The following is a 12569-nucleotide window of genomic DNA, read 5'->3' as shown; positions in this document are numbered from 1 at the left end:
ATGAATAGGATTAGAACAATCATGATGACAGCGGGTGCGGCATGCCTGCTGTTTCTCGTATTTGCATGTAACACGACAAAAAAATCCACCGCACCGGTGGCCAAGGTTCCCTACACAGTAGCCCATAACTACTTTTTCATTAACGACGAACCGCTACCCACCAACCCGAAGATCACCACGCTGAAAGAATTCGGCCGTATGTTCGGCATGGCCGCACACATGGGCGAAGACGGCATTCCCACACAGGTAAACTTCAAACACCAGTTCGTTATCGCAGTTGTTTCGCCCATCACCAACCGCAATACCGAACTCACACCGTTAGACCTTTCGGCAAATGGCGACACGCTTACGTTTATCTATCACGAGCGGGTGGGCGAAGAAATGACGTCGTCCATGCAGCCTATGCTCCTTATCGTGGTCGGCAAAAAATACGAAAGGGCGCACGTAAAGCTCGTTAAGCAATAACACGAGACGAACAGACGTATCGTCTGTCGCCGTTACGGCATACTTCTACGCCCGACAGGCATACGGCCTACCTCCCACATACAGTACCTATAATGCACAACCCCGCCGCATGTTGCACCCTTGCCATTTATCTCTGTAAGTGCAACCGCGATGGGGTTGTTTCGTTATCAATTAAAGAGAGAGATTCCGGAGCCTACTTTTTCAGCTGCTTCTGCTGTTGTCTTTTCAGGTTTTCTATACTTTTTTTCACCTTTTCCATGTGCATATTCTTGCCATAGTTCCAACCGGAAAGGTCGGTATCGGCCAACATGTCGTCGATAGAACTTAGGTCTATCTCCATCCCATCGTTCATGCTGCCCAGATTGAAATCAAAAGGAGACTTATCGCCCGTCACCGATTTGTAACGTGTAATAATCTCCAAACTCACGTATTTGTTGGGCACGTTTTTAGTTTCTACCTTGAGTATGTACGTTGTTTGTACATCTCCTTCAGAGAAAACCAAGGTGTATTTACGCATATTGCCCATTGTAAAGTCTTTACCTAACTCTCCCATCAGCGATTGAGCCGACTGGTTGAGATAACACTCGTCGGCATTTTCGCTTTCGTCCTTAAAGGCTTTTACGAGCATATTGGCATAGTTGTTCTCTTTACTGATAAACTTAAAACTCTGCGAACGCATATACATTTTCTTCGTCTGGCGGTTCCGTTTTATTACCAATGAGCCTTCAACACCCTTACTTTCGAGCTCTTTCATTATTTTTTCTATACGTTGCTGTGCCGACATGGGCATGGCAAGGGCCGCAGCAAAGAGGATTAATAACAGTTTTTTCATATTGTTGGGATATTGGTTTTATCGTTTACGGCATAGGTGCCGTTGCTCAATTCGCTACAGATGCGCTCCGCACGGTCGGCATCCCGTTGCAGTTCGGGCATTATCTCTCGCAGGTCGGTAATCTTTTTGCCGCCTCTAATAACGTAACTGCCGGCGTATATCTCGTACATTCGTTCATTCTCTATGTGCTGCCTTATGCTTAAACCGGCTCCGAAAAGCAGCAATACCGCCGCTGCAACGCCAATTACTGTAAACAGTCGGCGCCTCAACGGGCGACGTACAGGCAGCGGAGTCTGCATGCCGCCGGCATACCATGCGAACATAGGGCGCAACTTGCGCAGGTCGGCGGGCACACTGTCGCTCCTGAAAAACTCATACAACTCTTGTTCTTCGCCATTCGTGGTGGTTCCATCCATAAAACGTTCCACCAAGAACCTTACTCTATCTATATTCTTTTTATCCATCATTCGAAATATTTTAATATCCTTCGGCGGGCACGCGATAGGTTTTGCCTTACTGCCTCTTCGCTAATGCCCGTTAGTTGGGCTATTGTAGCGGTTCCAAGTCCGTCAGCATGTTTCATTCTCAATATGGTCTGCTGCTTGTCGGGTAGCGATGCAATGAGCTTTTCCACACGCTCTGCCTCTTCTCTTCCTATGAGCTGTTGTTCTGCGGAAGGCTCCGTATCGGGAACAGTCGGCGGCAAATCGAAGTCTGCACGGCGCAAACGGTTCAGACAGATACGGCGCAGCACCACCATCGACAGAGCCCCTACCGACCGATATTCGTCCAGCCGATTGCGCATGGCCCACAGTTTAAATACCGTGTCCTGCACCGCATCTTCCGCTTCGTCGGCATCCTTCAGCAGGATTTCGGCCGATCTGAGCAGCTTAAGCCGCGTCTGTAAGACGAATATCTCGAAGTCTTTTTGCTCCATCATCTACATATAAGACACTCAGAAAGCAACTGTGTGACATTTAAATGAAAGAAAAAACATGTATTTTATGGCCCGCCAATCGTTTCAGAGCTCTGCGGCAACGGCCACAGCCTGCCTGATACGGTCTGCCATTCCTATGCCTCCGCGGATGTTTCCGGCAATCCTAAGTCCGGTGTATTGCCGTTCGATACTGTCGATAGCGGCATATCGCTCGCCTGTATTGCCCTCATATTGCGGGATGGCACGGCGATGACGGAAAATACGCACGGCATCTGCTTTTACCGCATCGGGCAACTTGAGCATACGGTGCAGAGCATCATCGACGATGGCCAGCAATTCTTCGTCGCTTTTATCTACGAAATCGGGGCGACGAACACCGCCCATGAAGAACGAGAATACGGCACCCTGCTCGGGTGCACGGCCCTCGAAACAGGCCGAGGGATAAAGAATGCCGAGCACATTCTGCCGTTCGCACGAGGGTACAAGTCCGCCGAAAGCGTTGTAACCGACGCCTGCAGTATCGGCAACCCCCACCCCCACCTGCACGATGGGGGCATAGTAAAGATTGTTCACAGCCTTCATACGCTCCTTATCTACAAAAGGCAGCAGCGCCGGAAGGCTGTATGCCCCGCACGTAGTTACCACCTTGGCGCAACGTATGCAGCATGCGTTGCCGCCGGCATCGGTATATTCCACCCGCCAACGGCCGCTGTCGGGCACGAGAACAATACCTTTGGCACCGATCGTTATACGGTCTGCACCGATCGCATCGCCCAAAGCGTCCACCAAATTGCCCATTCCGCCATGCGCAGAGAACACCTTTTTCGTAGCCAAACGGTCGCGATCGCTCTTCTGTTCCTTAGCCTTAGCCACGGCACCCCGTATGAAACTGCCGTATGTTTGTTCCAGATTGTACAGCTTGGGCAACGCATAACGGGTGACAAGCCGCATGGGATCGCCCGCATAAACGCCAGACAAGAACGGATCTACGGCATACCTAAGATACGAATATCCCAATCTGCGAACGGTAAGCGCACCTACCGTCTCGTTCGGATCGGCGCCCTTCCTGCGGAAGGGCTCTCCTATAATGCGGATTTTATCATACCATGTGAATAACGGAGTGCGAAATGCAGCCGTTAGACCGGCAGGCAAAGCGTGGAATTGCGTACCTTTCCAGATGAGACGACGCTTGGACGAGTTGCGTGCAAGCTCCAACCGACAGGCTTCCCCCATGTCTGCAAAGAGTTCGGCCACCTCGGGATACGACACTACACCCGTATTCGGACCGCTCTCGAAAGTATATCCGGCTTCATGATAAGTACGAATTTGGCCGCCTATACGGTCTTCACGTTCGAGCACTTCTACATCCCTACCCTTCTTCCGCGCATAGAATGCCACCGTCAGACCGGTGAGTCCGGCCCCGATCACCACAGCTTCACGCTCTCTGAAAGATTGTTTCTCCATCGTTTTCAAATAGGTTTAGAAAATTTCTTTGTAGTGTTTAACATCAACGGATCGAGTATTGCCACCACATTTCTTACAAAAGGAGAGCCTTCGGAAGTCATACTAATAGCGTCAGGCGTATAATCTATAATGCCATCGGCAGCCATCTCGCGCAGACGTTCCTCATCGTAATTCACGGCAGCTTTTACCTCTTTCGCCGTCAGCGACAGCCTTCGGGCTATTTCGCTCCACGAAATATAATAGTTACACATCATGGCTTCGATAACTTCACGCACGATCTGTTGGCGACGGGTGAGGATATATCCGCGACAGACATTCGGTCTGCCGCTCTCGATCTCATCGATATAAGCCGGTATATCCCTGCCGTTTTGCGCATAGGCAGAACCCAATTGACTGATACCCGTTACCCCAAAGGCATATACTTGGCCCGTTGTGCGCTGTGTGCAGTAGCCCTGAAAGTTACGATGCAGGCACTTAGTATCGAGAGCTATACTCAATTCGTCGTCGGGAAGTACGAAGTGATCGAGTCCGATACTGCGATAACCTGCCCCGTGGAGCACTTCTGCCGCCCGCCGATACATCTCCTGTTTGGCATGGCTTGTAGGAAGACCGTACTTCTCTAATATAAGTTGCCGCTTATGAACCCATGGCACGTGCCCGTAACTGAACGTTACAAGGCGCTCAGGTTGCAATTCGGCAGCCCTTTCTATGGCATGTTGGAAATCCAGAGGCGTTTGATATGGTAATCCGAACAGGAAATCAAGGTTGACAGTTGCACCGGATGAGCGCAACAGATGGAGAATTTCCTCAATCGGAAGTAACGACGGACGCCGGTTAACAGCTTTCAGAACGCGCTTATCAAAGTCTTGTATGCCCAGACTATAGCGTGTAAAACCGCACTCGATGAGCTTCTGCCAGTCATAGGCAGTAAGATAACCCGTATGACACTCTATGGCTATTTCCGGCCGATCGATTACCGGAAGCAGCGAGAGCATGTGGTTGTTCAGCTCATGTATATAATGTATGGGTAACGCAGTGGGACTTCCGCCGCCATAGTGTATCTGTGAAATGCTCCTATCCGGCCGTATATGTGCGGCAACAATATCTATCTCTTTGTGTAGAGCTGCCACATATCGCTCCAACATGCCATCTTTACCCATGGAATATGAATTACAACCGCAATAATGGCACAGGTCTGAACAGAACGGGATGTGGAGGTAAAACGACACCAGATTGTTTGCAGCTGCGTTAGATGCGTCTACTGCGGCAAGATAATCGGCAGCAGAAAGGTCGTAGAAGTAGTTGGCCGGCGGATAACTGGTATATCTCGGCACAGGTATGTTGTATTTCTCGATCAGTTCTTTATTCATTTTTCGCCTCCGTTTTCTTGAACATAGCAAGTACATAGACCAAAGACAGTGCTGCTATGGCTACCTCTGCCGCAAACAATCCGTGGTAGCCGATACGGTCGGACAGTGCTCCGGCGACTGCTGCCATCAGCATTCCGCTGGTATGGGTGAGCACTATTTGCACGGTAAAATCTGTTCCTTCGCGCCCCGAACGTACGCAATTCATCGACGAAACATAGACCACAACAGAGGCAAACCCATAGCTTCCCCACAACAGAACGATACCCAAGCAGAGCAAAACGGTATTTACGGGCAGGAAAGACTGGGCAAGAAAGAACACCGTAGTGCAAAGCGTTAGCACGGCAAATAAGATACGCGCCCGATAGATGCCTATTCTACGCACGATAAACCCCGCTCCTAAAGACGACACACATGCCATGCAAGTGCCCAAGATACCACTCATAATTCCGATATCTCTCATTGTATAGCCGTTATCTACAAGATACGGGCGCAGCATCGATAGTATTCCGATAAGGCCGGCATAATATATAAGGAGGAAACCTACCTGCCGCCAGATGCTTCTTCGGGCAAAGAACCACAAGAAATCGGCCGCTCTGGCACGTTCGGTTGCAGTTTTTTCCGCAATCGTAAGCCGCTTGTTGAACAGCAAGGGGATAAGAGCAAGCAGCACGAAAATACACAGACAGGGCAACACAACGCCCCAACCGTAACGGTGGAGCACTATAAGAAGAACACCGCTACCAAGAAGCGTGCCGCCGAAACCACCCATAGACTGCATGCTGTTTACCATGCTTTTATCGCGTTTCGTAAAAGATAATACCGCCAGAGCATCGGTTGCGATGTCTTGTGTGCCCGAAGCAACAAGCGAAAGTATTACCAATGCGATGATCAGATAGATATCGGTGACAATATGAAACATGCCCATAACAAGCAGAATAACGGCATAAGCCAGTTCCGAAGAGATAATGCAACGCTTGTAATGGGCCACGGTAACGCAATTGCGGTCTATCAGCGGCGCCCATAGAAACTTCAATATCCACGGTAGTTTTACCATCTGTAACAGTCCGATGGTAGATAAAGAGAAGTTATTCTCGCGCATGAGCACCTGTAAAGCGGTAGATAAGAAGCTCGAAGGTACCGACTGTGCCACATACAAACAAAAGAAAGTGCCCAAAGTAAGCACTTCGCCGCCATTAGAGCGTACAAGTATTTTCGAAAGACCGTTCATCCGTATCAGAAATTTACTACTACAGACGTTCCGAAATGTGCCGGTCGGCCCAGCTGGACATAGTCGGCCGATGCCTTAAAGCTGTAGGTATTATACTTCGTATCGGTAAGATTTTTGCCCCACACCTCCCATGTAAAAATGCCGCTCGTTGCACTTATCTTAGCATTGAGCAACGTATAAAAGTCTTGTGCCACGGCATTGTCTTCGGCCCAATATATCTTTCCCACGCCCGTAAGGCCTGTACCGAGCATCCATTTGTCGACGATACCGCGAGCAGGCCGCCATGTATAAGCCACGTTCAGTGCCAACGTGTTGCGCGGAACCATCGGCAACTTGTTTCCGGAATAATCTACGGTTGCGCTCTTTCGATATTCAATGAACTTAGAATAGGTATATCCGTAGCTTAAATGGAGTTCTAAACCCGACAGAGGGCGTACCATGAGCGACAATTCAAACCCTTTACTGCTGGAATGCCCCGCGTTATGCAACACATTCCCTATCCCCGGCACGGTTTGGTTAACCTGCTGATGGCGCCAGTCTATATAAAAAAGCGCCGTTTCTGCCGTCAGCGTGCCTCGCAGAAGGTTGAGTTTCGCCCCTACTTCGTAGTTCCAGTTGTATTCGGGCGAGTATGTACGTTCGTCGTCTGTTCGGAACGACTGGTTGAAACCGCCTGCCTTATAGCCGCGGGTAACCGATATGTAATAGAGATTTCGCACTTCTGTAAGGTATTGAAGGCCGAATTTCGGCGTTAGTTGCCTGAAATGAAGGGAGCTCTCGTTACTTTTAACATCCATCCAATTGCCGTTTGTGCTTAGTTGATAGCTGCGCCGAAGATAACGGTGCTTGGCATATTCGTAATCGAAACGCAGCCCTGCCGTTATCGAAAGGCCGCGCCAAATGTTATAAGACGACTGATGATAGAGCGCAAAGGCATAAACGGGTATGCGATAATGCGTAGGAAACGCTTGATCCTTGGCGATATATTGCGTTTCAAGGGTATTGTTAACGTTCTGAAGCATGCCGAATACGCCGAATATCCATTGGTAACGTCTGGTATGATTCGACTTGAATGTGAGCTCTTGACTTACCATATTCTGCCGCAATTCGTTGATGACAAAATACAAATCCTTAGGGGTGAAGTCTTGATCGATGGCCTGATGATCTTTAATGAACTGGTAGGAAGTTTGACTATTGAAGCCGAACGACTGCCCTTCGTACCGCGCATTGAAGCCCGAAGTGGAGATCAGGCGGCGATAAGAGCTATACCTATTATAATTAACGGGCGATGTGGTGCCCGTGGTACGGCTATACGCTCCATACGGATAGCCGCCTTGTTCGGAATAGTCGAGCATGCTGTTAAGGCGGAACGTCCACTGTGCAGACGGTGCCCACACGAAGTTGAGCCGCCCGAAACCGTCGTTCATATCGTCGGCCTTATTGCCTGTGAACAGATTACGAAAGAAACCGTCGTTATGATGATACCCTCCGGCGGCGGAAAATCCCAATCTGTCGAAGAATTTCATATAATGCGAGAACTGTGCAACTACATCGTTCCTGCTGCCGTAACCCGCTTTAAGACGCGTACCTTGGTGATACAACGGCGACAACGTGTGCACGTTGATGATACCGCCGATGGCATTACGCCCGTAAAGCGTACCCTGCGGACCGCGTAAAACGGCCACCGACTCCACATCGAACATATCTATATCGAAGGCAGAATTCTCAAAATGAGGCACGCCATCTACATAGAAGCCCACTGCAGGGCCCTTTGTCTTGGCTCCGATGCCACGTATATAAACGGGAGTGTTCTGTCTTGAGCCGTAATCGGGTATAAAGAAATTGGGCATAACGGCCGTAAGTTCTTTCAAACTCGTTATCTCTTGATTATTCAGAAAGCGTGCATCGGCCGTCGAAACAGACGACGGAGCAAGGTTGCGCCTGTTCTGTTTGAACTCTACAACGGTCACCTCGTCGAGTCCCATAGTCCTGATAGCGGCGGTATCTGCCGTTCCGGCGCCTCCATCGAGTGCGCACGAAGCCAACAGCAAAATAGTACAAAGCATTTTACTTTAAATCTTATTCGTTATTGTTCGGGCACAAAAATACAATAATTCATCGATTTATGAAATCCTATATTATGAGGATATTTCAACCGTTCCACGCATCCGGCGGCGGTATATGGAAAACATACCGGAATAAAATGCCACCTCCTAATGGTCAACCTCCGTGGTTCATCGTGTCAACCTCCGTGGTTCACAGTGTCAACCTCCGTGCTTCACAATGTCAACCTCCGTGCTTCACAGTGTCAACCTCCGTGCTTCACAGTGTCAACCTCCGTGCTTCACAGTGTCAACCTCCGTGCTTCACAGTGTCAACCTCCGTGCTTCTTAGCGTAAAGAGACCGTCTCCTTAGTGTAAAAAGACCATCTCCTTAGCGTAAAGAGACCGTCTCCTTAGCGTAAAGAGACCGTCTCCTTAGCGTAAAGAGATGGTCTCCTTACAACATAAAGACCGTCTTTTAATGGGTTACGGATGTTTTAGAACTTCTGTAAATACGCTGACAGCAACTCTTCTGCCATGCTTTCAGTTGCTATCACATCATAACCTACTGGTACTCAAAAATATACTTATGCCATGATGAGCCGACATGAAAAACAGCATAAGAAAACAATTGAATATATTTATTCATAATAATTTTGCTCCTTGTCGGCATGCTTGCGCTCTAAATGTTCGAGGATGCTCTTGCTTACAAGGATGTTTTATCAATGATAACTTCTGCGTTTTTATATAACAAAGGTATATCGTTATAATGCATGCGAAACTTTGTACCGTGGTTATGGCCCGTACGGGCATCAAAATCAATATATATTTTGCCCTGACGAATGGCATCTATAAATTTACTTTGATTGAATTGCGAAAGTTTTAATACATAATTATAGAGAAAGTAACTTTTGCGCTTACGACCTTCGTACTCTCTTTTTTCGTCTGCACGAACATAAAAGCAATTCATTAATTTTATACCGGCTTTATGAAATAAATCATCAAATCCCCAATAAGGAACGATATCGAAATTATCGGTATGTCCTACACGTTTCTTTACTGTTCGTATCCATTCATTGTGCCGTTCTGCCGTTTTAGTGCTATCGAAAACAATTTCAACCCTTTTTTGTTCATCATTTACATTCACTTTGAAACCGCGATCAATAAAATTCTTAGCGTTAAGTGTTGCTCTAAAAGATTTCTCATCAATAGGATATTTTTTACCTGCCTCAGCAGAAGGCCAGCCATATTTTTGTAACAAGATATTCGGAACAACTTTGAATGCACGCGGTGATGGTTCCATGTGAAATAGCGTCAGCAATGATGAAGTATTCGCTCTCTGTGCTTTCAATTCCCATTCGGCTGCATTTGGAATAGGTAAATTGTTTTCTGGTATGCCAAGCAAATCCTCTAAAACATTCCCTACAGCTCCATCATTATTTCCGCGTTGATTTAATATCCAGCCTTGAGTATATATTTCATTAAACCTGTTAATTAGTTCTTCTTTAGAAATCGATTTCAATACTTTGTTCATTTTTCATGCTTTTAGAAGGTTTATATTTCTTGGCCAATGGTTTTGTAAAAAAGGTAGGCTGATGGAATTTTGCAACTTCCGAATTAATTTTATTCCTCTCAAGCCGTTGCATAGCAACCTCACAATATTTTGGTGATTTTTCTATACCGATAAAATCCCGCCCTAAACCAGCAGCAACAACAGCGGTAGTTCCCGATCCCATAAATGGATCTAAAATTATTTGTGAGGTAGTTGAAGATATGATACGATCGATAAGTTCTACAGGAAACGGAGCCGGATGATCGTTGCGTTGTTCTTGCATAATCTCCCATACATCACCATAATTATTGCTATGAGGAGCTAATTTAAAGTCTTTTTTAGCGATAAAATAGATAACTTCGTATGTTGGAAGAAAATAACCGGCATTAAAATTGATACCTCCTTTACGCTTCCAAATAATAATTTGGCGAAGCGGAACATCATAAACGATGTCGTGACGATCCTGCATAAGTCCGTTCTGTACGCGCCATTTATGGTTATAAAATATGGCTCCGTCGTCTTTGATAACACGAACAAGTTCCAATAATACTTCGTGTTGCCACTTTGCATACTCATCATTCGGCATACAGTCATCATAGCTATCGTATCCCTTTATAAGAGCTGCATTGGACCATTTACCTCCGCGCCCGTCTTTCATCCCATTTCCTGTTGAGTTCTTCAGATTATATGGCGGAGATGTTACAACAAGATCAATGCTGTTGTCGGGAAGTTTTTTCAGAACTTCCATACAATCAGCATTGATAATTTTATTAAGATATTCCTCTAACATTATCTTACATTTACTCTTTGCCGGCACGCTTACGCTCCAAATGGTCAAGGATGATCTTACGCATACGCATGTTCTTCGGCGTTACTTCTACGTATTCATCGCCCTTAATGTATTCGAGACATTCTTCAAGACTCATCACAGTTTTGGGAATAACGCGGGCTTTTTCGTCGGAACCCGATGCCCGCACGTTGGTTAGCTGCTTGGCCTTGGTTACGTTGATCACGAGGTCGTTGTCGTGAACATGCTCTCCTACCACCTGTCCGGCATACACTTCTTCGCCCGGTTCGATAAAGAATTTACCGCGATCCTGCAGTTTATCGATCGAATAAGCGTATGCAGTGCCCGTTTCCAAAGCAATCATAGAACCGTTGGTGCGGCGGGTTATCTCGCCTTTGAACGGCTGATACTCTTTGAAACGATGTGCCATGATAGCTTCGCCCTGCGAGGCTGTGAGCACATTTGTACGCAAACCGATGATGCCGCGCGAGGGTATATCGAACTCAATGTTCACACGTTCGCCTTGACTTTCCATAGAAGTCATCTCGCCTTTACGGCGTGTAACCATGTCGATCATTTTGCTTGAGAACTCTTCGGGCACGTTGATGGTGAGCTCTTCGATAGGTTCGCAGCGCACACCGCCTATCTCTTTGTAGATTACCTGCGGCTGACCTACCTGAAGTTCATAGCCTTCGCGACGCATAGTCTCGATGAGCACCGAGAGATGAAGTACGCCCCGACCACTTACTATCCACTTATCGGTGCTGTCGTCGAAGGCACGTACACGCAATGCAAGGTTCTTTTCGAGTTCTTTTTGCAAGCGTTCGTTGATATGACGGCTTGTACAGAATTTACCTTCCTTACCGAAGAAAGGGCTATCGTTAATAGTGAAAAGCATGCTCATTGTAGGCTCATCGATTGCTATAGGGGGCAACGGTTCGGGATTTTCGTAATCGCAAATGGTATCACCTATCTCGAATTTATCGAGTCCTATTACCGCACAAATGTCCCCGGAGTCCACATGATCGGTTTTCACATGGCCCATACCCTCGAAAGTGTGCAGTTCTTTAATCTTCGTTTTCTCCTGTGAGCCGTCACGGTGGCATATCGTAACGTTCATACCATCGCGCAATGTGCCTCGATGAACGCGACCTACCGCAATTCTACCTGTATAATTAGAGTAGTCGAGCGAGGTGATAAGCATTTGAGGACTGCCCTCTATCTGCTTTGGAGCAGGGATTATTTCGATGATTTTATCGAGAAGATAGTCGATATTGTCGGTAGGTTTCTTCCAATCTTCTGCCATCCATCCATTTTTGGCACTACCATAAACAACGGGAAAGTCGAGCTGTTCTTCCGTTGCATTAAGCGAGAACATCAAGTCGAAGACCATTTCGTAGACTTCTTCGGGCCGGCAATTCGGCTTATCCACCTTGTTTACCACCACAATAGGCTTCAATCCTATCTGTAAGGCTTTCTGTAAAACGAAGCGAGTTTGCGGCATTGGGCCCTCGAAAGCATCCACTAAGAGGATACAACCGTCGGCCATATTGAGCACACGCTCCACTTCACCGCCGAAATCAGAGTGCCCCGGCGTGTCTATAATATTGATCTTCGAGCCTTTCCAATTAATAGAAACGTTCTTGGAAAGAATGGTTATGCCTCGTTCGCGCTCCAAATCGTTGGAGTCTAATACCTGTGCGCTGTTATCCTGTCCTTCGCGGAAGAGCTTTCCGGCGAGCATCATCTTGTCGACTAAAGTAGTTTTACCGTGATCAACGTGTGCAATGATGGCAATGTTTCTGATGTCCTGCATTTGTTTTTACCTATAAATACCTTATGAAATTGCGTGCAAAGTTACAAATAAATATCGTAAACATTTGCCGTTTCA

Annotated in this window: 11 protein-coding genes; 1 reads left to right on the top strand and 10 read right to left on the bottom strand. The window is 47.2% G+C overall.

What is annotated here, in order from left to right:
* Positions 1–465 (top strand): hypothetical protein, encoded by a 465-nt coding sequence (locus tag BN3912_RS00380; protein WP_023984821.1) that lies wholly within the window; start codon positions 1–3, stop codon positions 463–465.
* 193 nt (positions 466–658) lie between these two features.
* On the opposite strand, the gene BN3912_RS00375 is transcribed toward BN3912_RS00380, so the two are convergent.
* From BN3912_RS00375 to typA, 10 genes are all read right to left on the bottom strand, one after another.
* The gene (locus tag BN3912_RS00375) at positions 659–1297 is read right to left on the bottom strand and encodes a DUF5024 domain-containing protein (protein ID WP_023984820.1); all 639 of its coding nucleotides are present in this window, start codon (positions 1295–1297) and stop codon (positions 659–661) included.
* Positions 1294–1764, bottom strand: coding sequence for a hypothetical protein (locus BN3912_RS00370; protein ID WP_036859874.1), 471 nt, complete (start codon positions 1762–1764; stop codon positions 1294–1296). Before BN3912_RS00370 ends, BN3912_RS00375 begins: the two co-directional genes overlap by 4 nt.
* Positions 1761–2237, bottom strand: a complete 477-nt coding sequence (locus BN3912_RS00365; RefSeq protein WP_023984818.1) for an RNA polymerase sigma factor — start codon at positions 2235–2237, stop codon at positions 1761–1763. Before BN3912_RS00365 ends, BN3912_RS00370 begins: the two co-directional genes overlap by 4 nt.
* An 81-nt stretch (positions 2238–2318) precedes the next feature.
* The gene (hemG, locus tag BN3912_RS00360) at positions 2319–3698 is read right to left on the bottom strand and encodes a protoporphyrinogen oxidase (RefSeq protein ID WP_023984817.1); all 1380 of its coding nucleotides are present in this window, start codon (positions 3696–3698) and stop codon (positions 2319–2321) included.
* Positions 3699–3703: 5 nt separating this feature from the next.
* Positions 3704–5068, bottom strand: a complete 1365-nt coding sequence (gene hemN / locus BN3912_RS00355; RefSeq protein WP_023984816.1) for an oxygen-independent coproporphyrinogen III oxidase — start codon at positions 5066–5068, stop codon at positions 3704–3706.
* Positions 5061–6296 (bottom strand): MFS transporter, encoded by a 1236-nt coding sequence (locus tag BN3912_RS00350; RefSeq protein ID WP_023984815.1) that lies wholly within the window; start codon positions 6294–6296, stop codon positions 5061–5063. Before BN3912_RS00350 ends, hemN begins: the two co-directional genes overlap by 8 nt.
* Before the next feature lie 5 nt (positions 6297–6301).
* Positions 6302–8362, bottom strand: coding sequence for a TonB-dependent receptor (locus tag BN3912_RS00345; RefSeq protein WP_023984814.1), 2061 nt, complete (start codon positions 8360–8362; stop codon positions 6302–6304).
* A gap of 683 nt (positions 8363–9045) precedes the next feature.
* Positions 9046–9873: an MvaI/BcnI family restriction endonuclease gene (locus BN3912_RS00340; RefSeq protein ID WP_023984812.1), complete on the bottom strand. Its 828-nt coding sequence runs from the start codon at positions 9871–9873 to the stop codon at positions 9046–9048.
* On the bottom strand, positions 9845–10639 hold the full coding sequence (locus tag BN3912_RS00335; protein WP_230204596.1) for a DNA-methyltransferase: 795 nt from the start codon (positions 10637–10639) through the stop codon (positions 9845–9847). The genes BN3912_RS00340 and BN3912_RS00335 overlap by 29 nt, the downstream gene beginning before the upstream one ends.
* 52 nt (positions 10640–10691) lie before the next feature.
* Positions 10692–12494 (bottom strand): translational GTPase TypA, encoded by a 1803-nt coding sequence (gene typA / locus BN3912_RS00330; RefSeq protein ID WP_023984810.1) that lies wholly within the window; start codon positions 12492–12494, stop codon positions 10692–10694.
* Positions 12495–12569: the final 75 nt, after the last annotated feature.

This window comes from Prevotella phocaeensis (assembly GCF_900065875.1).
GTDB classification, from domain to species: Bacteria; Bacteroidota; Bacteroidia; order Bacteroidales; family Bacteroidaceae; genus Prevotella; species Prevotella phocaeensis.
The sequence above is the reverse complement of the archived record's forward strand: the minus strand, read 5'-3'. Positions and strand labels throughout refer to the sequence as shown.

Excerpts from the sequence above, each read along its gene's own strand:
- BN3912_RS00380 (WP_023984821.1), top strand. The coding sequence starts at position 1 with ATGAATAGGATTAGAACAATCATGATGACAGCGGGTGCGGCATGCCTG.
- BN3912_RS00375 (WP_023984820.1), bottom strand. The coding sequence starts at position 1,297 with ATGAAAAAACTGTTATTAATCCTCTTTGCTGCGGCCCTTGCCATGCCC.
- BN3912_RS00370 (WP_036859874.1), bottom strand. The coding sequence starts at position 1,764 with ATGATGGATAAAAAGAATATAGATAGAGTAAGGTTCTTGGTGGAACGT.
- BN3912_RS00365 (WP_023984818.1), bottom strand. The coding sequence starts at position 2,237 with ATGATGGAGCAAAAAGACTTCGAGATATTCGTCTTACAGACGCGGCTT.
- hemG (WP_023984817.1), bottom strand. The coding sequence starts at position 3,698 with ATGGAGAAACAATCTTTCAGAGAGCGTGAAGCTGTGGTGATCGGGGCC.
- hemN (WP_023984816.1), bottom strand. The coding sequence starts at position 5,068 with ATGAATAAAGAACTGATCGAGAAATACAACATACCTGTGCCGAGATAT.
- BN3912_RS00350 (WP_023984815.1), bottom strand. The coding sequence starts at position 6,296 with ATGAACGGTCTTTCGAAAATACTTGTACGCTCTAATGGCGGCGAAGTG.
- BN3912_RS00345 (WP_023984814.1), bottom strand. The coding sequence starts at position 8,362 with ATGCTTTGTACTATTTTGCTGTTGGCTTCGTGCGCACTCGATGGAGGC.
- BN3912_RS00340 (WP_023984812.1), bottom strand. The coding sequence starts at position 9,873 with ATGAACAAAGTATTGAAATCGATTTCTAAAGAAGAACTAATTAACAGG.
- BN3912_RS00335 (WP_230204596.1), bottom strand. The coding sequence starts at position 10,639 with ATGGAAGTTCTGAAAAAACTTCCCGACAACAGCATTGATCTTGTTGTA.
- typA (WP_023984810.1), bottom strand. The coding sequence starts at position 12,494 with ATGCAGGACATCAGAAACATTGCCATCATTGCACACGTTGATCACGGT.